Source organism: Collinsella sp. TM09-10AT (assembly GCF_003436275.1).
Lineage (GTDB): Bacteria > Actinomycetota > Coriobacteriia > Coriobacteriales > Coriobacteriaceae > Collinsella.
Window position 1 is genome coordinate 1 of sequence record NZ_QSOP01000022.1, and the last position, 19,796, is coordinate 19,796.

The window sequence follows — 19,796 nt, forward strand, 5'->3', positions numbered from 1 at the left end:
CGGTTCGACGAACAGCCGATCGTGTCAAATTTGGTCTAACAGAGCCTTTTGTTTTCACTTGGATCGGGTATAAGCATCACCACAGTCAACTGCTTTAGAAGCAAGGAGTGCATATGAGCACGTACGCAATTAAGGCTGACAAGTTCTTCTTGCCGGCGGGCCCGCAGCTGGGCGGCTATCTCATGGTCGAGGATGGCGTCTTTGGCGCCTGGCAGGCCGAGGAGCCCTCTTGCGAGATCAAGGACTATACGGGGTCGTGGATCGCGCCGGGTATGGTCGACACCCACATCCACGGCTTCTACAACCACTCAACTACCGATAACGACCCCGAGGGTATCGATATCAGCTCGACCGAGCTCGCCCGTCGCGGTACCACCAGCTGGTTGCCCACGACGTTCACCGATGGCGTCGAGCAGATCAAGGATGCCTGCGCCGCCATCGCTCAGGCTGACGAGGGCCGCGGCCCTGACTTCTGCGGTGCTCGCATTCAGGGCATCTACCTGGAGGGCCCCTTCTTTACCATGAAGCATGTGGGCGCACAGAACCCCGCTTACCTGATTGACCCCTCCGAGGAGGTCTTTGACGAGTGGCAGGAGGCTGCCGGCGGACGTATCGTTAAGAGCGCCATGGCTGCCGAGCGCGATGGCGCCGCTGCTTATGCTGCTGCCCTCAATGCGAAGGGTGTCGTGACCAGCATCGGTCACTCTGATGCCACGTATGACGAGTGCATCGCCGCCATCAACGCCGGTGCCAGCTGCTTTACGCATACCTATAACGGCCAGCGCGGGCTGCATCACCGTGAGCCCGGTGTCGTGGGGGCTGCTATGTCCACGCCCGAGACCTACGCCGAGATCATCTGTGACGGCAAGCACGTAAACCCTGCCGCCATCAAGGCGCTGCTGCAGGCAAAGGGCTGGCAGCACACGGTGCTCATCACCGACTGCCTGGGTTGCGGCGGCATGCCCGAGGGCAGCTACACCAGCGGCGGCATGGACGTCATCATGAAGGACAACCTGTGCTGGCTCGCCGATGGCAAGAGTATTGCCGGTTCGGTGCTCACGCTTGCCCAGGGCGTCAAGAACATCGTCGACTGGGGCATCGCCAGCGCCGATATCGCCATTCGCATGGCAACCGAGGTGCCGGCACGCTCCGCGCACATCGAGGATAAGTGCGGCAGCATCATGCCGGGTCGCGACGCCGACTTTGTCGTGTTCGACCATGAGCTCACCCTCGTCGAGACGTATGTTGGCGGCCAGAGCGTCGGCAACGCCTTTACCGAGTAACGAAAGAAAAAGACGGCGGGCCCGAATCTGCTCGGACCCGCCGTACGGGTTAAACGCTCAAAAGCACCTTTACAGTTACAGCTTGTTAGCAATCTTCTTTGCCGTACGCTTAACGCCGGCCACCAGGCCTCCTGCAGGATGTTCCTTCTCGTATGCTAGACGCTTCTCGCGCTTGGCGTACTCTTCGACGATGATGTCTCCATACTCGTCTTCGATCTTGTCGAAGAAGTCGACGGCACCCTTAATTTCCTCAGCGGTCGGGTGCCCCTTTTGGACCCCGCCGGTGAGTTTGAACGGCCCCCACGTATCAAAGCCGGGGCAGCCGTAGACACCCATAAAGATGGCCTGCCTCATGCGGCAGATGCCATCGATATCCTTGCCGTACCACTTGTTTTTGCCACCGTAGGTCATAAGGCCAAACACCTTGTCCTGCGGCTGCAGCACGTTAGTGAGCACGCGTGCCATGTCCTTGTCGATCTCGGAGTAATAGATGCCCGTGGCGACACCAATCAGATGGTATTCGTGCAGGTTGGGATACTCGTTTTTGCCGAGCGTTTTCACGTCGAGGGTATCGATTTCGGGGTGCGCCTCGACGATGGCGTCCACGAGCTTTTTCGTATTGCCGTGGTGGCGTGAGGCATAAAGAATGATGGTTCGCATAAGAAGGCCTTTCAGCTGTAATTGCATCAATGTCTGTATGGTACCCCGTTACATGACCGGGATACCGGACGCATCGATGAGCGTGCGGGTTTGTTCTATGGTTAGGATTGAAACGGGCGCTTGCGTGAAATAAAGCAGTTGTTCGAAAGGATGGGTAATGGAATACGCTCTTTCCAACGATTCGATTTCTATTAAGGTTTCCACTGCCGGCGGCTCGTTTACCTCGATTGAGGCCGACGGTCGCGAGTATTTGTGGCAGGGCGACCCCGCAGTATGGTCCGGTCAGGCGCCGGTCTGCTTCCCGATTTGCGGAGGTCTGCGCGACGGCAGCGCCATGACGTTTGCCGGGCATCATGTGAAGCTCGCCCGCCACGGGTTTGCGCGTAAGCAGGAGTGGAAACTGCTGAGCCAAAGCACGAACGAGCTGGCTGTGTGTCTGGCTTCGGAGGATAACGCCGCGCTGCTGAGCGATTATCCGTATCCGTTTAGGCTCGTCGCCCGCTATACGCTCGAGGACGCCGCCGTGCGTGTCTCCTATGAGGTTACCAACGAGGGCACCGAGGACATGCCGTTCTTTATCGGTGGGCATCCCGGCTTTAGGTGCCCGCTCGATGAGGGCGAGGCCTATACGGACTACGAGTTGCGCTTTGAGAAAGAAGAGGCTGCAGAGCTTTGCACCGCTGTCCCTTCGACTGGCTTGATTGACGTGGACAAGCGCTCCAAGAACCCCATGGTGGGAAAGACGCTGCCCCTGTCGCACGAGCTCTTCGATTTTGCGGAGACCATCTTTGACGTGCTCGAGAGCCGCCAGGTCACGCTTTCCAAAAAGGGCGAGGACAAGGGCGTCCGCCTGAGCTTTGAGGGCTTCCCATATCTCATTGTGTGGAGCAAGCCCGAGGGTGATTTTGTGGCAGTTGAGCCTTGGGGCGGCCTTTCGACCTGCTCTGATGAGGACGACGTGCTTGAGCATAAGCGTGGCTGCCTTGTCGCCAAGCCCAAGGAGACCGTCGTTCGCTCGTTCACGATTGAGATTCTGTAATTCCGTTTTGTCGACTCGTATCGCGAGGCACAAGGAGCCTGCGAGATAAGGAGCTAAAAATGATCCTCACCGTTACGATGAACCCGTCCGTCGATACACGCTATCAGCTCGATGAGCTCATTATCGACGACGTTAACCGTGTGACGCCCGAAAAGACCGCCGGCGGCAAGGGTCTCAACGTGGCCCGTGTACTGGGTCAGCTGGGCGACGACGTTGTGGCAACCGGTCTACTCGGCGGCCACATGGGCGCCTACATGGCCGAGCTCATGGATGCCAACGGCATTAAGAATGATTTTGTACCCATCAAGGGCGAGACTCGCATTTGCCTTAACATCCTCCACGCCGGCAACCAGACCGAGCTACTCGAAAGCGGCCCGACGATTGCCCCCGAGGAGCTCGATGCCTTTACCGCCAAGTTCGCCGAGCTTGCGAGCAAGGCCGCTGTCGTTACCATCTCGGGTTCGCTGCCCCGTGGTGTCGAGGCGGGCTACTACGCCAAGATCACGGGTATTGCCGAGAACGCCGGCGCCAAGGTGCTGCTCGATACCTCGGGTGCTTCGCTCGAGGCCGCCCTTAAGTCCGAAATTAAGCCCGAGCTGGTCAAGCCTAACCTGACCGAGATTAACGGCCTTCTGGGCACGAGCTTTACCACCGACGATGTGGACGAGCTCCGCGCCGCGCTCGCCTCTGATGCCCGCTTCTCCGATATCCCCTGGGTCGTCGTGTCCATGGGCGCTGCCGGCTCCGTGGGCTTCCATAATGGCCGTGCATTCCGCGCCAAGACCCCCGATATCCCCGCCGTTAACGCTACGGGCTCTGGCGATTCGACCATTGCCGGCTTCGCGCATGCGATTGCTGCTGGCGCGGATGACGAGACGGTGCTGCGTACCGCCAACACCTGCGGCAAGCTCAATGCCATGGATCCCATGACCGGCCATCTGGTCATGGACCGTTGGGACGAGGTCTACAACGGCGTTGTCGTGACCGAGCTGTAAAAGCCTGGGCGTCGGCCCCGGCATTGCTTGCCAGCTCATGTCGACGACAAGTGCGGTAGCATTATGCTGGGGCGCGACGCCGAGTTTGTCGTGTTCAATCCCGACCTTACCCTGGTCGAGGCGTATGTGGGTGGCAACAGCGTCGGTAACGCGTTTGCCGAGTAGCCGCCAAAGAAGCGATCCGAGAGGGGATTTAGATGATTTACGGTGCATTGGGCGATATCGAGGAGTACCGCGGAATGCTCAAGGGCCTCGACGTGCTGATCGACTGGCTCGAGGAGAACGACCCGGTACAGCTCGAGGTCGGCAGCCATCCGATTTTGGGTGAGAAGGTCTTTGCGAACGTCATGTCTCCCACGACGCGTCCCGAGGCTGAGGCTCACTATGAGACGCATCAGCGCTATCACGACCTGCAGATCGACGTCGAGGGTCGTGAGGCCTTTAAGGTTGCCACGGGCAGCCTGACGCTGGTCCAGGAGTTTGACGAGAAGGACGACTACGACCTGGTCGATTCCGACGCCTCGATCGCCGGCGATCTTGCCGACGACAAATTCGCGCTGTTCGTTGCCGGCGAGCCCCACATGCCCACGCTCGAGTTCCCGGGCGATGGCGCACAGCCGGTCAAGAAGATCTGCTTTAAGCTGCTTGCAGATGCTTACTGGGAGGAGTAGCGAACTGCTCGGCTGAGCTGTTCGTCTGATGGCGTGATTCCCCTAGGGAAATCACGCTAGGACCCCGCCAAACGTGCTTTCCCTAGGGGAATCACGTTTGGCGGGGTTTTCGGTTTTTGAATAGGGAAGCCTCATTTATTTGCGAAGAACATCGGCTAGCCGCAGGATTGAAATCATCGACCGATAAGTGAGCTCCACTTTTTCGCCCGCAAGCAATCGTTTCGAGCCAATCTCATCTAGCCCCACAAGCCGAGAAAACAGCGGGCCGCTCATCGTGCCATCGTCAATTGATTCCCTTATGGTCTTCAAAACGTCCGTATCATGAAGCGATGCCGAGCTGTAGGGGGCAACACGAGCGGAACTCTCAATTAACGACGAGACAAAAGGATGGAGATGCTTTGGACATAGTCCATCAAACACCACATCCCCATTGTCGTTCGAGCCGACCAGGCGCCAAGTATAATGATCGACCCAGTCATCCCCGTCATATATGGCGTCCATGAGCAACTTCCCGTCTAGAGAGAGAAACCTATTTGGACATCGGGGCGCAAGACCGCAATCCATATCGGGCCTGCAGCAGCTCCAACCCAACGCACCACATAGGTTCCCTTTTGTACATGTGTATCAATCTGCCCCGAAATGCCGGTGAATGCAATTCCAGACCCGTTTGTCAGATAGCAATCGACGTATTTTTGTTTTCCGCTCACAACCTTGTATAGATATATCGTTCCAGCAAAAGAGAAGGGATCGTTCGCAATTTTGTCCAGTGGAACTTGCCACCTCAAAATCCCGCTACCAATATGGTCAAGCTTGACCGTTCCGCCGTCCCCCTCAAAAGCGGCAAGGGGATTTACCCCAGACTGAGAGTCGGCATCGCCCTCCTTAGCAGTTATCAGCAGGCTGCCCGTATAAGACTGCTAAGGCTCACCTTCAGGACAGGCAGCCTTGGCCCAAGAAGGGCCACTCAGGCAGAACAGTCCGAGCAGCATCAATACCAACAAAAGAAAACCCTTAGTTCTTTTCATCTATATCCCCAATGTCTCTCGACATTTGTATATTGTGACTATTTTAGATCTATATGGCCAATTCGAGCCCTCACCATGGCAATTGTTGCAGCTGGGTTTCTTTTCATTAAGATTTCACTTTGGTAAATCCCCGCCCCTAAGCATTAAACCCGAAGTCCACCGAGTGGGCCGCTGTTGACGTGGCTATGTTTGGATTGGCGCGCACGCACTCAAAATCGGCAACAAAAAAGCCGCCCGAAGGCGGCTGTCTTGTGCAATGGAGCCAGCGACCGGGCTCGAACCGGTGACCCCCGCTTTACGAGAGCGGTGCTCTACCAACTGAGCTACGCTGGCGGCCATGTGGTGACGCAACTGAAGCGTCAACGGCTGTCTATGATACGGGACATCACACATCCGCGCAAGTGCTCTTACGGCTTTTCTCACTTTAAATGCACTAATATTGGAGACGTGATGTCTGCGGCGTCCATTTGGCGCTTGACCTGCTATTGAGCTGGTGGCCGACGTCCCGCTCATATGGGTCTCAAACAGAATGGGGCAGCCATGGCTCAACCCAAGATCCTTCTTACACGTATTGATGACCGTTTCATTTACGGGCAAGACGTTGAGCTGTGGAACGAAGCCGTGGGTTCCAACCTCGTCCTGATCATCAACGACGAGATTGCGGCGGATTCGCGTAAGTGGGCCCCTATGAGGGTGGCGGCGCCCGATGGCGTGTGGACGCGGTTTTTCTCGGTGCAAAGGACTATCGACATCATTCATACTGCAACGCCGCGCCAATGGATTCTCATCATGGTGGCGTCGCCCGCCGATGCACTCACGCTGGTCAAGGGCGGTGTGCCGATCAGCAAGATCAGCATTGGTCATATGCAGGTAGGGGAGGGCAAGCGCCCTGTAACGCCCGCAGTCGCCATAGGCGATGCAGACGTCGCTGCTCTCAGAGAGCTGCAAAAGCTCGGCATAGAGCTAGAAATTCGCTATCTCCCCAGTTCCGACCCCGATCCCATCGAGAACCTGCTCGCGTGATTACCTGGGGGCGGAGGAAAACGGATCGTATTTTCCCGTGGAGGAGCGGCGAGATGCCCTCGGCCAGGAATTGGGGCCATCTGCTACTTTTGGTCGCTTACCTCGAACAACGATGAAAATCGCAATATTAAAACTGCAGGTAGCGAACGTGCGATTTTTGAAAATAGGGGCGTATGGTCAGGGGTGCGGGAGTAAAAGTAGTAGATGGGCGCAATCTGTAGCGCGCCGATTTCAGGCATGTTGGCACATGTGTCGGAGCTATGAAAAGAGTGTCCCTTTCGACTAGTCTTTTAGAACGTCAATGATTGCACCACAGCTTAAGCCGTTCGCAAAAATGGCTCCTAAATCTGTTTCGTTAATTGAATTGCGTAAATATGGTTAATCAGAGAACTGAAATTTGGTTAAATGTAAACTGTAAATTAGGTTAAACGCACTGGTAGCAATGGTGATAAATATGCCAAAAAAGTACTACACCAGAATTGTCGAAAATGAGCTCGACCAGCTGCTGGGTATATTCGGTGCCGTTCTCATCGAAGGACCGAAATGGTGTGGAAAGACGACCACGGCCGAGACCCGTGCGGCGTCCAGGCTCCTTCTCATGGACCCGTCCCGCAACTTCGAGAATCGCTTACGCGCCGAGACGGATCCGGCTCTTGCCGTTTCCGGCGAGGTGCCGCGGCTGATTGACGAGTGGCAGGAGGTTCCGAAACTCTGGGACGCGGCACGGTTTGAGTGCGACAACCGCGGCGGTGAGCCTGGCCAATTCATATTTACGGGATCGGCAACACCGCGAGACGACGAACGCCCGATGCACAGCGGCGCTGGAAGATTCGCCAAACTGCGCATGGACACCATGACGCTTTTCGAACTCGGGAAATCCAGCGGTGCGGTTAAGCTATCGGGCATTATTTCTGGCGAAAAGTTCAATGGAGCTTTCGGGTCGCTGGATTCTGCCTCGATTGCCGAGTGCGTTGTTCGCGGTGGATGGCCCGCGGCGGTCGGAAACGATGCACAGGCTGCGTCCGCGATGGCCAAACGCTACATCGGCATAGTCGCCGAAGAAGATTTATCTCGTGTTGATGGCTCTCGCCGCGACCCTGAGAAGGTCAAAGCCGTCATCGAATCGCTTGCGCGCAATGAATCCACTTTGGCGACACTCAAGACGCTCGTAGCCGATCTTGGCGGAGAGGTGTCGAGACAGACGGCGGCATCATATATATCTCTTCTCGCTCGGGTTAGTTTCGTTCGCGATATTCCCGCGTGGAACCCCGCAATGAGATCCCCCGTGCACTTAAGAGAATCGAAGAAGCATCATCTCGCTGATCCGTCACTAGCGGCCGCCGCACTCGGGGCGACCCCGGAGACACTACTGCTAGATTTCAAGACGCTCGGACTGCTTTTTGAATCGCTGGTGCTTCATGATTTGTGGGTTTATGCGCGAGCAAACGGAATGGGCCTCTATCACTATCATGATTCTCGCGATCTAGAAGTCGATGCGATCATTGCGGCTCCCGGCGGAACGTGGATTCCGGTCGAAGTTAAACTCAGCTCTGCTCAAATCGAAGAGGCGTCTGACAGCCTTGTTGCTGTCGAGAAACGCATGGTTGCCGCCGGAAACAACCCGCCGGTTTCGAAAGTCGTGATCATCGGGTTTGGTTCGCAAGCCTATGTTACCGAGCGTGGCGTCCAAGTTGTTCCGCTGGATGTTCTCGCGCCGTAACGCGACGGTCGAAGCGGGACGGACGCCACCATTGCGCGCGAGGACACGGCATCATCGATGATGCGGCGGCCACATTCGACAAAGAGTGCCCACAACGATTAGTCGTTTAAGAACGTCGCAGGCGACTAGGTAGAAAAACGCCCGTCGGCGGTGGTGCCGGCGGGCGTTGCTGTGCGATATGTCGCGTTGTGGGCTTAGTGCCTCATAAAGTGGTACTCGATGACGTTGCTGTAGGGATGGCCCGGGCCCACGATACCCTGGGGGAACAGCGGATGGTGCGGCGTGTCGGGGTACATCTCTGCCTCGAGGGCAAAGCCGGCGCCCCAGCCATAGCTGGCATCGTCCTTGGCATGCTCGTCGCCCAGCCAGTTGCCGGTGTAGAGCTGCACGCCCGGGGCAGTGGTGTAGTAGTCAAGCTCGCGGCCGGTCCACATCTCCTCGACATGCAGCGCGCGGCGCAGATTGCGGCCATACTGATAGCCGCCGATGCACAGGCAGTGATCGTAGCCGCGGGCCTGTTTGATCTGCGGGTCGTCGGCTTCCATGCCGGGCGCGACGGGACGCAGCTCGCGGAAGTCAAACGGCGTGCCCTCGACCGGAGCGATCTCGCCGGTGGGGATATTCTGCTCGTTGATGGGCAGGTAGTGGGCGGCGTTGGCAACAAAGAAATGCTCGCAGTCCATGCTGGCGTTGTGGCCGGCAAGATTGAAGTAGGTGTGGTTGGTCATCGACACATAGGTGGCGCGGTCGCTCTCGCAGCCGTACTCGATGCGGAAGGCGCCGGTGCGCGTAACGGTAAACACAGCCGTAAACGTGCGGTTGCCGGGCAGGCCCAGCTCGCCATCCTTAAGCGAGGTGGTCATGCGCACAGCGTTATGGACCTCGTCGAGCTCAACATCCCACACGCGTTTATGCAGGCCGTGCTCAAGATCGCTGTGCAGGTTATTGGCGCCCTCGTTGGCGGGCAGATGCCAGTCTGTGCCATCGATGGTGATCGTGGCGCCCGCAGTGCGGTTTGCCACGGGGCCGATGGTTGCGCCAAAGCAGGCGGGGTTGTCAAAGTAATCCTCGAGCTTATCGAAGCCTAGCACCACATCTCGCACGTTGCCGGGAATGTCGGGCACATCGATACCCAGCACGGTGGCGCCATAGTCCATAATGCGAACGCAGATCTCGGGCCCGTTGAGGGTGTAACGATGAACGGGGGTACCGCACGGCGCGGTGCCGAAAAGCTCGGAAGTGATCATTTGGTTCCTAACATCGAGGTATTTCGGACAAACTGTAGCGCGAACAGGCGAGATTATCACTACACCCCACTAAAGCAGGGGGTATTTTTCTCAAAAAAGTGATGATTGGAGCTGTGCGGGCGTTCATTTTTGACGCGTACGAGTCTGATACAATTTGTTCGTTACTGTTTGAATGATATGCGCGCAAAGAACGGCGAGGATTCATCGTGATTAAGGCAGAGCGACAGGATAAGGTTCGTCAGCTGCTCGAGGAGCAGGGCACGGTTTCGGTTAAAGAGATTTCTGATGCGCTAGGTGTCTCGGACATGACGGTCCGCCGCGACCTTGAGGAGCTTGCGAGCCTGGGCGAGATCGAGCGCGTGCACGGCGGAGCCCGCAGTGCGCAGGGCCGTCCCCACGCTATGTTGCGCCATGAGTATTCGCACAGCGAAAAGCGCACCAAGCATGCCGAGGAAAAGCTGCAGATCGCACGCCGCGCTGTGGAGCTTATCGAGGAAGGCTCGACCATCTTTTTGGGTACGGGCACCACGGTTGAGCAGATGGCCTCGATGCTGCCGACGTTTCGCCTGCGCATTGTGACCAATTCGCTTTCGGTGTTTAACCTGCTCGAGGCGCGCGAAGACTGCGAGCTGTGCCTCGTGGGCGGTATGTACCGTCGCCGCACCGCCGCTTTTGTGGGACCAACGGCCGAGGATACCCTGCGTGCGCTGGGTATCGATGCGGCGTTTATCGGCGCCAACGGCATCTTGGACGGCGATGTGTCTACGTCCAACATGGACGAGGGGCGTATTCAGCAGCTCGCTTTTAGCAAGGCCGACTCGCGCTATCTGATCGCCGACTCCAGCAAGATCGGCAAGCGCGACTTCTACACCTTCTGCCGCCTGGACAGCCTGGATGCCGTGGTGTGCGAGCCGGGTATCTCGGTCGAGGACCGCGCCGCCATCGAGGAGCACACGCAGGTCATCTGCTAGCTAACGCCGCAGACGATACTTCTGTCCTCTGCCGGCGCGGGGATTATCGCTTCACAATGACGCGCAGAATGATATGCATATGCGCTCGGGCCAGGTATTCAGCTTGTGGGCTAGACCAGGCGGGCGTAGTTCTGTGACTGATGAAAGATGTGGGCGATATAGATTGTTTCGTGCTCAAACTTGTATAGACACACGTAGTTGTTGACGGGAAACGATCGGTAATTACGTGCCGCTAGCTCTTGCATGTGCGAGAGGGGACGTAAAAGCGGCTGCTCGCGAAGCAGATCAAGCTGATATTCAAACTCAGCGACAAAATTGCCCGCTGCACGCGGATTCTTGAGGATTTGAGCAAGGTATCCGACAATACTCTCGTACTCATATCGTGCGCTTTTGAGGATTACGACGTTATAGGTCATATTTGTCTCGTATCGAAGCCGCGAAGGATTCGTAGTCGCTGTAGTCGCCTTGCGATATTTCGTCTTCTGCCAACATCATACGAGACAGCAGTTTTGCCTTGGCGATTTCTTCTTGCATGAGGCGATACTGGTCGCTGCTGATGCAGTGCATGGCCTCGTAGCCGTTCTTAGTTACGGTGACGTCGCGCTCAGACTCAACAAGCGTGGTGAATGCAGCAGTGTCCTTCATATCTCGGACGGGCACACAAGCTGACATGGGTACCTCCTTTGCGTCGGGACACAATTGTACCACGGTATGTTAAAACGTCGGCGTCGTTGGATTATCTCAATCTGTAACAGTTGGGAGTAGAAAACCGGGTTAGATGTTACAGATCGAGATATTCTGCTTCGGGCTACCCGTTTGTCTCGATCTGTAACAGGTAGGGCCGAAAACCCCTGCTAGATGTTACAGATTGAGACAAACGGCCTGTTCGGACCGAGCCAAAATAAAAAAGGCCGCATGCGAACCCGCGGAGGGATTCGCATGCGGCCGACAGGGGGTATGCGGTGGAAACTAGGCCATGAGCAGGCCGGTCTCTGCGACGTTCTTGTACCAGTACGCGCTCGCCTTGGGATAGCGCTTCTGGGTCTCAAAGTCGATGTAGAACAGACCATAGCGCTTGTTGTAGCCGTTGGTCCAGGAGAACTGATCCTGCAGCGACCACACAAAGTAGCCGTCGACGTTCACGCCGCCGTCGATTGCCTTGAGGATCCACGCGAGATGCTGGCGCATGTAGTCGATACGAGGGGCGTCGTCGATAAAGCCGTCCTCGAAGTCGTCCTTATAGCCCATGCCGTTCTCGGTGATGTAGATCTTCTTGTAGTTGGGGTAATCGTTTTTAATGCGGAGCAGCAGATCGTACAAGCCCTCAGGATAGATGATCCAGTCCCAATCGGTGGTGGGAACGCCTTCGCGCACGCATGACTCGCCCACGCCCTTGAGGAACCAGCGCGAGGAGCCCTTGTCGCCGGTGCCATTGTGGTTGATGTCGTTTTCGCCCTCGGCGGCACGCAGGAACTGGCACTTGTAGGTGTTGACGCCCAGGCAATCGTTGTAGGGGAGCGCGGCGGTCAGCGCGGCGATGTCCTCATCGCGGACGTCGAGCTCGCCGCCGGCGATATGGGCCAGCTTGGTCGCAGCCTCCATGGTGTCGGCTGCATAGTGGCCGCGGAAGGTGGCGTCGAGTACCCAGCGGTTGTTGATGACGTCGGCCATGCGAGCTGCCTCACAGTCGGCAGCGCTGTTGGGGTTGAGGGGATACTTGGGCTCCAGGTTCTGGACGATGCCGATCTCGCCCTCAAAGCCGCCCTCATGGAAGGCGACGACAGCCTTGGCGTGGGCCACCATCATGTTGTGCATGAGCTGGAAGGCCTTGTCCAAGCGATACTTCTCGCCGTGCGGCCAGTTGCCGACGATAAAGCTGCCCTCGGCGGTCGCGGGAATCTCGTTAAAGGTAAACCAGTGCTTGACCTCGGTGAACTCGGCAAAGCAGAACTTGGCGTACTCGACGAAGGCATCGATGGTCGTGCGCGTCAGGAAGCCCTCGCCGCCGTCCTGATAAAAGGCCTCGGGCGTATCGAAGTGATCGAGCGTGACATAGGGGATAACGCCGGCATTGTTGCAGGTGGCAAAGAGCTCGTGATAGAAGGCGACGCCCTCGGGGTTGATCTCGCCAGTGCCGTTGGGGAAGATGCGGCTCCAGGCGATGGAGACACGGATGCCGTTGATGCCGAAGCGCTGGCACAGGTCGATATCGACCGGATATTTGTTGTAGAAGTCGCTTGCAGGATCGGGGGAGAAGCGACCCTGAGCAGCCAGGAAATCGTCCCAGGGCACTTTGCCCTTGCCGTGTGTACGGGTCTCGCCTTCAACCTGGTAAGCAGCGGTGGCGCCGCCAAACACAAAGCCGTCGGGGAACTGCATGGGGTTGGTCATGAGTCATCCTTTCTGTGGGATACGAATAGGGAGAGGTGCCCGAACTGGGGATTCGGGCACCAACAGAGGGAGGTAACTAGTCGAGGTTCTCGCGGAGCCACTTGATGGCGCCAGCGGGGTCACGGGTAAGGTCGATATATTCCTTACCGCGCGGGGCGAGCAGCTTAATGCCCAGACGATCGGTGTCGGCCTTCATGTCGTTGTAGTAGCTACGGACCTGCGGGGCAAGCACGATAACGTCGTACTGATCCATGATGGCAGTGTGCTGACCATAGGCGCCTGCGGAGGAAGCAATATTCTCTCCGGTCTGTGCGGCACCTTCCTTGATGGCGTTGGCAAGCATGGCAGAGGTGCCGGCGCCGGCGCACAGGACGAGGACCTTCAGGCCGTCGACATCCTTCTTGGCGGATGCGTCGGCGGCAGGCTCGGGCTGATCGGCGACAGGCTTGCTGTCGGTGGCAGCGGCGGTCGTCTCGACGGAAGCGGTAGTCTGCTCGACAGCGGGCGCAGAGGCGTTGGGGGCGATGACGGCAGCACCATCGGACTCAAGACCCAGCTCGGCGGCGCGCTCGGCCTCCTGGTCGCAGAGCAGCTTATCGTATGCCTTCAAGAACGGCAGGTAGATGATGGCGTCCAGCAAGATGATGATCGCGACAAATACCAGGGCAATAAGCTGGAAGTTCGTGGTGATGAAGATGCCGATGGGGGCAGGGGTAGCCCAAGGCACCACGAAGGAGAAGCCGTTCATGCCCACGTTATCGATAAAGAACTTGGCAACACTCACGTTGACGCAGCCGGCGGCAACAAAGGGGATGAGCATGTAGGGGTTAAGGATCATCGGCGCGCCAAAGAGCAGCGGTTCGTTGACGGCGAAGGCAACAGGAACGATCGAGGCCTTGCCGACGGCTTTGAGCTGCTTGGATTTCATAAAGAGAATCAGCAGAAGCGGCACGATGAACGTGGCGCCGGTGCCGCCGAACTCACCCACGAGCGACATGTTAAAGGTGAGGGAGTGGGCGGGGTGGCCGCCTGCCAGCAGAACCTGCAGGTTTTCGGCCTGGTTGGCAAGACGGATGGGGTCGATGCCCGGCTGGACGATCGAGGGGCCGTGGACGCCGATGAACCAGAAGAACGCGGTGGCTGCCTGGATAAGGATAAGGCCAGGATAGGTTTCTGCAGCGGTGAAGAGCGGGGAGAGCAGTTTGATAAGCAGCTCGGAGAACGGAACGCCCATGAGGTTGCGCACGACGACATCGATGATGCCGCAGATGATGACGGCGCCGCCAAAGGGGATGATGTCGCGGAAGTTCTGAGCGATGGCGCCCGGAACCTCCTTGGGCAGCTTAATGGTCAAATCGCGCGAAACGCAGAATTTATAGACCCACACGGTAATGAACGCGGCGATATAGGCCGAGAACAGACCGCGCGTGCCCATGCTGGTGCAATCGAAGACCGAAAGTTCGGAGCCGTTGAACTTGGTGGTGAACTGCGTGACTGCGAGCAGCAGCATGCTGCACTGGGCGGCCACCATGGTGGAACCGTCGTTGAGCACTTTGCCGGCGGGCATACGACGGTTCATGGATGCCGTGAAGTTCTTGGCGGTGGTGCCGGCAACCATGATGCCCATGACGCCCATGGTGAAGTTGTAGAGCTTGTTGCACCAGTCGATGAGCGGCTGGGGCAGCGTGATGCCGACTACGCCGGGAAGGGTGGCAATGAGCAGAAAGATCGAAGAGGTGAGGACAATGGGCATGCACCCAAGGAATCCGTCCTTGATGGCCTGGAGGTATATGTTCCTCGAGATCTTCTCAAAGAACGGCTGATGCTTTTCGAGCATCTTTACGATGGCGTCCATAGAGCTCCTTTGCTACTTGATGCGCGATGCATGTGGATGGAACTGGTCGTCGATGGATGGTCAGGACTGCCCGGAAACCTTCCTGTTTAAGGAAGGCATTGCGAAATGACAACGTTGTCATTTCGTTAATGACAACGTAAGACATTTTTGGAAGAGCAACAAGGATATACGGGTGAGTGGTCGATATTGTTCGGTAAACGGTTGATTTATCAGTCAGGCAGGTAGTGTATGCTAGAACGCAAAAACAAGCGATGTAAAACCGACTGGAGAAGCAGTGGCAACGATGGACAAGAAAAATGTCTCAATGAATGATGTGGCGATTGCCGCTGGTGTTTCTCTCAAGACGGTTTCGCGCGTGATTAACGAGCCCGATAGCGTGCGAGAGTCGACACGCGATGAGGTTCATTCGGCCATGGAGGCGCTCGGGTTTCGAGCCAACTTTGCCGCGCGTTCGCTCAAGTTGGGCCGTTACGGGTGCATCGGCGTCGTGCTGTTCCACTTGTCGGGCGGTGCCGTGGACATGATCGACGGTATCGCCGATGCCGCCGAAGAACGCGGCTTTGCGCTCACGATGATTAAGAAGCGCGCAGGGGAAAAGATGACCCTTGCCGATGCGGCGCGTAGGATGTCGCAGCTGCCTGTTGATGGCATGATCTTTAACCTGCGTCAGATGGTCGATGACTTTGATACCTTCGAGGCTCCGAAAGACCTCAAGACGGTGATTATCACACCGATGGAGCATCCTACCTGCTCTACCGTCAGTGACGATCAAGAGGGTGGTGCGCGCATGGCGTGCGAGTACTTCTTGAATCACGGGCACAAGAACGTGTACTTCGTTTCGGGTAAGAAAGAGTCGCTGTCGAGTCAGTGCCGTATGAAAGGTTGGCGTGCGGCACTCGAGGCGCGTGGCATTGAGCCGCCCGAGCCTCTGCAAGGCGATTGGAATGCGGATAGTGGCTATGCCGCGGGCCTTGTGCTTGCCGATAAGCCCGATTGCACGGCGGTCCTCGCTGCTAACGACTGCATGGCAAACGGCGTGATGATGGCTCTACGTGACAAAGGGCTCAATGTGCCCGACGACGTGTCCGTGATCGGTTTCGACGATGAGCTCTACAAGACGATTCCCAACTCGATTCTGACGTCGGTGAAGTTTCGCCACCGCGAGCTGGGCATCCGTGCGCTTAACGAGGTCGTCGCAGGTCTGGAAGCCCCGAGCTCCAGAAGCCGTACGCTCGTCTCGGGTGTGTTGGTCGAGCGCGCGAGCGTGCGGGATCTGCGGGCGTAGACGTGCTCGGCCTGCTCGTCTAAATCTGTAACAGGTGGGACCCGAAAACTCGGCTAGATGTTACAGATTGAGATGAACAGGAGGACGGGTGCGGTCTAAACAAAATGGCCCGCGCATCACACATCGATGCACGGGCCATTTATTGTCTGCGAGCGGCAGGTGGTGTCAGCGTCTTATGCCTCGAGGTTTTCCTCGATCCAGGCGACGGCACCCTTGGGATCCTTAGTGAGGTCGATGTACTGTTTGCCCTTGGGCGACAGCAGCGTGATGCCCAGGCGGTCGGTGTCGGCCTTCATCTCGTTGTAATAGGTGCGAACCTGCGGAGCCAGGACGATGACGTTGTACTGGTCCATGATGGCGTAGTGACTGCCGTAGGCACCGGCGTTGGCGGTAATGTCGATGCCCAGCTCGTCGGCGCCTTCCTTAAGCGCGTTGGCGAGCAGTGCAGAGGTGCCGGCGCCAGCGCACAGAACCAGAACCCTCAGATCCTTGCCCTTAAGGGCGGACGGAGCTGCGGAGGCCTCAGTGGCAGAAGCGGTCTCGACAACAGGAGCCTCAACGGCGGGGGCGTCAGCGGTCTTGACGGTCTTGGTCTCCTCGGCCTCTTCTTCGGCCAGGGTCTCGGCCTCCTGCTTGCACAGGACGTTGTCGTAGGCCTTGCAGAACGGGTAGTAGATCAAGAAGTCAACGACCAGCAGGACGACAACCAGGACCAGAGAGATCGGCTGGAAGTTGGTGTCGATGAAGGTGCCGATCGGTCCGGGGAGTGCCCACGGCATGGCATAGATAAAGCCGTTCATGCCCAAAAAGTCGATGAAGAACTTACCAATGAGGACGTTGGCCACGGGGGCAAACAGGAACGGGATCAGGAAGTACGGGTTGAGGATGATGGGCGCGGCGAACAGCAGCGGCTCGTTGACGGCGAACATCACGGGTACGACAGAGGCTTTGCCGACGGCCTTGAGCTGCTTGGAGCGCATAAAGAGCAGGAAGATGATCGGGACAATGAACGTGGCGCCGGTGCCGCCGAGTTCGCCGATGTAGTTACCGAAGTTCTCGGTCAGGGCGAGGGCGGGGTGACCGCCGGCCTGCAGCGTGGCGAGGTTAGTGGTGATGTTGCCAAACAGCGCGGCGTTGAGGGCAGGCTTAACGACCGAGGGGCCGTGGATGCCCATGAACCAGAACAGCGGGATCATGAACCAGATGAGGGCGAGGCCGGCGTAGGAATCGGCAGCGGCGAACAGCGGGCTCACCAGCGTGGAGATGACGTTGGCAAACGGGACGGCCAAGCAGGTGCGGCAGATAACGTCGATGACGGCGACAAACAGGATGGAGAAGCTGAAGGCGAAGATGTCGCGGAAGTTCTGGGCGATGGCGCCGGGGACTTCTTTGGGCAGCTTGATGGTGATGTCTCGCTTAATGCAGAAGGCATAGATGTTGACCGTGGCAAATGCGGCGACAAAGGAGCTCAGCAGGCCCTTGGTGCCCATGTTGTCGGTAAAGAACACCGAGACATCGGCGCCGTCGATCTTGGCACTCGTCTGGGTAACGGCCAAGATGAGCATAGCGCACATGGCGGCGACCATGGTGCTCGTGGCGTTGATGGCCTTGCCGGCAGGCATGCGGCGGTTCTTGGAGCCGGTCAGCGCGCTTGCGGTGGTGCCGGCGACCATGATGCCCACGACGCCCATCGTGAAGTTGTAAACCTTGTTGCAGAAGTTCACGACGTCGACGTTCCACCAGTCGGGCAGCGTAAAGCCGCCGACCGTGGCGACAACGCCCGGCAGGGTCGAAATAAGCAGGAAGACAGAAGAAGACAGGATGATGGGCATTGCTGCCAAAAAGCCGTCTTTAATGGCCTGAAGGTAGATGTTCTTAGAGACCTTGTCGAAGTACGGCTGACCTTTCTCCAAGAACTTAACGATCGATTCCATAGTTCACGCTCCTCTTTGCATGAAATCTTAATGGCATGGACGTTGAAAACCTATATGGTCTCCCGCTTGCTAAAAGCCCGGGTGCAGGCGGGGTCGGTCCCAGGGGGAGAGAGGGGAGCGGCTGGGTTTGTATCGCATGGGGCCGCTCCCCCTCGGGGGAAAGCGAGGCGATGCGCTACTGCGCGTCCGCCATAGTGTCGGCGAGCTCCTTGTACCAGAGTGCCGACTGCTTGATGTAGCGTTTTTGCGTGTCGAAGTCGATGTAGAACAGGCCGTAGCGCTTGTTATAGCCATTGGCCCACGAGAACTGGTCCTGCAGGCTCCAGATAAAGTAGCCCTGGACGTCGACGCCCTCGGCACGCGCCTGGAGCACCTTCTCCATGTGCTGGTCGACAAAGTCGATGCGCTCGGGATCGGCGACGATGCCGTTTGCGTCGGGCTCGGGGTCCTTGTGGCCCAGGCCGTTTTCGGTGATATAGATGACGGGGAGGTTGGGATAGGTGGCGCTGATGTGCTTGAGCGTGTCGTAGAGGCCTTGCGGGTAGATGAGCCAATCCCAGTCGGTGGTGGGGATACCCGGCATATCGACCTGCTGCCCGACGCCCTTAAACTTAAAGCACGAGGTGCCCTTGTCTCCGGTGCCGTTAAAGCTGTTGGTGGACTCGCCATCGTAGGCGGCGATAAACGCCGACTGATAGTAGTTGAGGCCGAACATATCGTTGCGGGGCGCCGCCTTGGCGAGCTCCTCCATGTCGCTGTCCTCAACCGTAAGCGTGGCGTTGTTGGCACGCAGAATCTCGTTGATGAGTGAGAGGGTGCGCGCGGAGTAGTGACCCAGGAAGGCGCCGTCCATGATGAAGTCGGTGTAGAAGGCGTTGTACAGGTCGGCGGCGTGCTGGTCGGCGGGCGAGTCTGTGGCAGGATATGCCGGCGTCAGGACGTTGACCATGCCAATGCGTCCGCCCAGGTGCTCGGTCTCGTCAAGATCCTTATACAGGTTGACGGCGCGGGCGTGGGCAACGAGCTCGTTGTGCTGGCTCTGGATGCCGCTCGTCACATCAAAGTGATGGTTGGGCGGGAAGTTGCCTTGGATGTATTGGGAGTGCGAGAGGCTGATGAGCTCGTTGATGGTGAACCAATTCTTGACCTCGCGGAACTCGCGGAAGCAGAACTCGGCATAGCGCACATAGGCGTCGACGGTCTTGCGGTTGAGCCAGTCGCCCTGGTTGAACAGGGCGGCGGGGGAGTCAAAGTGATGCAGGGACACATAGGGCTCGACGCCATACTTTTTGCAGCAGGCGAACAGCTCGTGGTAGTGCTTAACGCCCTCGGCGAGGGGCTCGGCATCGTCGCCGTTGGGGAAGATGCGGGTCCAGGCGATGGACACACGGATGGCGTTGAGTCCATGCTCGGCAGAAAGGCGGATATCCTCCTCGTAGCGGTTGTAGAAATCACTGGCCGGGTCGGGCAAAAAGCGACCCTGGGCGACAAGGTAATCGTCCCACATGGTCTTACCCTTGCCTGCCACCTTCGTGGAACCTTCCGTTTGGTACGCGGCGGTTGCGGCGCCCCAAACAAAGCCCTTCGGCAGCTGCTGTACGCGGTTTAGCAAAGACATATGCATACACCCTCTCGTCTCGCTGTTCGATATTGTGCGTTTGCGCTCAGGAGGCTCCCTGGTTAGCGTTCAGCGGTGA

18 protein-coding genes and 1 tRNA gene are annotated in these 19,796 nt (G+C 57.7%); 9 read left to right on the forward strand and 10 right to left on the reverse strand.

The annotated features are described in order from the left end of the window. Nucleotides 1-113 precede the first annotated feature (113 nt). The gene (nagA, locus tag DXD77_RS08560; protein WP_117648433.1) at nt 114-1,283 is read left to right on the forward strand and encodes an N-acetylglucosamine-6-phosphate deacetylase; all 1,170 of its coding nucleotides are present in this window, start codon (nt 114-116) and stop codon (nt 1,281-1,283) included. A gap of 75 nt (nt 1,284-1,358) precedes the next feature. Here the strand turns inward: nagA and DXD77_RS08565 are convergent, their stop codons facing one another. Next, nucleotides 1,359-1,943, reverse strand: coding sequence for a hypothetical protein (locus DXD77_RS08565; protein WP_117648434.1), 585 nt, complete (start codon nt 1,941-1,943; stop codon nt 1,359-1,361). 157 nt (nt 1,944-2,100) lie between these two features. On the opposite strand from DXD77_RS08565, the gene DXD77_RS08570 reads away from it, so the two are divergent. Genes DXD77_RS08570 through DXD77_RS08585 form a run of 4 tightly spaced genes read left to right on the forward strand, consistent with a single transcriptional unit; the run spans nt 2,101 to nt 4,648 of the window. Continuing rightward, nucleotides 2,101-2,982 (forward strand): aldose 1-epimerase family protein, encoded by an 882-nt coding sequence (locus DXD77_RS08570; RefSeq protein WP_117583559.1) that lies wholly within the window; start codon nt 2,101-2,103, stop codon nt 2,980-2,982. A gap of 59 nt (nt 2,983-3,041) precedes the next feature. Next, entirely contained in the window at nt 3,042-3,977 is a 936-nt protein-coding gene (locus tag DXD77_RS08575; protein ID WP_117648435.1) for a hexose kinase, read from the forward strand. Nucleotides 3,978-4,004: 27 nt separating this feature from the next. Next, nucleotides 4,005-4,142 (forward strand): hypothetical protein, encoded by a 138-nt coding sequence (locus DXD77_RS08580; protein ID WP_199409027.1) that lies wholly within the window; start codon nt 4,005-4,007, stop codon nt 4,140-4,142. Nucleotides 4,143-4,174: 32 nt separating this feature from the next. Beyond that, a complete protein-coding gene (locus DXD77_RS08585) occupies nt 4,175-4,648 on the forward strand; it encodes a YhcH/YjgK/YiaL family protein (RefSeq protein WP_117648436.1) in 474 nt (157 codons plus the stop codon). 135 nt (nt 4,649-4,783) lie between these two features. Here DXD77_RS08585 and DXD77_RS08590 read toward each other — a convergent pair whose 3' ends face one another. Both DXD77_RS08590 and DXD77_RS08595 read right to left on the reverse strand, forming a co-directional pair. Beyond that, nucleotides 4,784-5,149 (reverse strand): hypothetical protein, encoded by a 366-nt coding sequence (locus DXD77_RS08590; RefSeq protein WP_117564756.1) that lies wholly within the window; start codon nt 5,147-5,149, stop codon nt 4,784-4,786. Nucleotides 5,150-5,930: 781 nt separating this feature from the next. After that, nucleotides 5,931-6,006 (reverse strand) — tRNA-Thr (locus tag DXD77_RS08595). A 207-nt stretch (nt 6,007-6,213) separates the two neighbouring features. On the opposite strand from DXD77_RS08595, the gene DXD77_RS08600 reads away from it, so the two are divergent. Next, complete coding sequence (locus tag DXD77_RS08600; RefSeq protein WP_117648437.1) at nt 6,214-6,696, forward strand: PTS sugar transporter subunit IIB; 483 nt, start codon at nt 6,214-6,216, stop codon at nt 6,694-6,696. 454 nt (nt 6,697-7,150) lie between these two features. Then, complete coding sequence (locus tag DXD77_RS08605; protein ID WP_158549124.1) at nt 7,151-8,416, forward strand: ATP-binding protein; 1,266 nt, start codon at nt 7,151-7,153, stop codon at nt 8,414-8,416. A gap of 194 nt (nt 8,417-8,610) precedes the next feature. On the opposite strand, the gene DXD77_RS08610 is transcribed toward DXD77_RS08605, so the two are convergent. Next, a complete protein-coding gene (locus DXD77_RS08610; protein WP_117648439.1) occupies nt 8,611-9,663 on the reverse strand; it encodes an aldose epimerase family protein in 1,053 nt (350 codons plus the stop codon). 206 nt (nt 9,664-9,869) lie between these two features. Here DXD77_RS08610 and DXD77_RS08615 point away from each other — a divergent pair, with 206 nt between their 5' ends. Then, nucleotides 9,870-10,634, forward strand: coding sequence for a DeoR/GlpR family DNA-binding transcription regulator (locus DXD77_RS08615; RefSeq protein ID WP_117648440.1), 765 nt, complete (start codon nt 9,870-9,872; stop codon nt 10,632-10,634). Between the two features lie 110 nt (nt 10,635-10,744). Here the strand turns inward: DXD77_RS08615 and DXD77_RS08620 are convergent, their stop codons facing one another. From DXD77_RS08620 to DXD77_RS08635, 4 genes are all read right to left on the reverse strand, one after another. Continuing rightward, entirely contained in the window at nt 10,745-11,050 is a 306-nt protein-coding gene (locus DXD77_RS08620) for a type II toxin-antitoxin system RelE/ParE family toxin (RefSeq protein ID WP_117564760.1), read from the reverse strand. Further along, on the reverse strand, nt 11,040-11,306 hold the full coding sequence (locus DXD77_RS08625) for a type II toxin-antitoxin system Phd/YefM family antitoxin (protein WP_117564761.1): 267 nt from the start codon (nt 11,304-11,306) through the stop codon (nt 11,040-11,042). Before DXD77_RS08625 ends, DXD77_RS08620 begins: the two co-directional genes overlap by 11 nt. A gap of 297 nt (nt 11,307-11,603) precedes the next feature. After that, nucleotides 11,604-13,025 (reverse strand): 6-phospho-beta-galactosidase, encoded by a 1,422-nt coding sequence (gene lacG, locus DXD77_RS08630; RefSeq protein ID WP_199407933.1) that lies wholly within the window; start codon nt 13,023-13,025, stop codon nt 11,604-11,606. Between the two features lie 76 nt (nt 13,026-13,101). Next, on the reverse strand, nt 13,102-14,880 hold the full coding sequence (locus DXD77_RS08635; RefSeq protein ID WP_117564762.1) for a PTS lactose transporter subunit IIBC: 1,779 nt from the start codon (nt 14,878-14,880) through the stop codon (nt 13,102-13,104). 283 nt (nt 14,881-15,163) lie between these two features. On the opposite strand from DXD77_RS08635, the gene DXD77_RS08640 reads away from it, so the two are divergent. Continuing rightward, entirely contained in the window at nt 15,164-16,165 is a 1,002-nt protein-coding gene (locus DXD77_RS08640) for a LacI family DNA-binding transcriptional regulator (RefSeq protein ID WP_117648441.1), read from the forward strand. Nucleotides 16,166-16,338: 173 nt separating this feature from the next. On the opposite strand, the gene DXD77_RS08645 is transcribed toward DXD77_RS08640, so the two are convergent. Then, nucleotides 16,339-18,099: a PTS lactose transporter subunit IIBC gene (locus DXD77_RS08645; protein WP_117564764.1), complete on the reverse strand. Its 1,761-nt coding sequence runs from the start codon at nt 18,097-18,099 to the stop codon at nt 16,339-16,341. Between the two features lie 175 nt (nt 18,100-18,274). Further along, complete coding sequence (gene lacG / locus DXD77_RS08650) at nt 18,275-19,723, reverse strand: 6-phospho-beta-galactosidase (RefSeq protein WP_006234822.1); 1,449 nt, start codon at nt 19,721-19,723, stop codon at nt 18,275-18,277. Between the last annotated feature and the right edge of the window lie 73 nt (nt 19,724-19,796).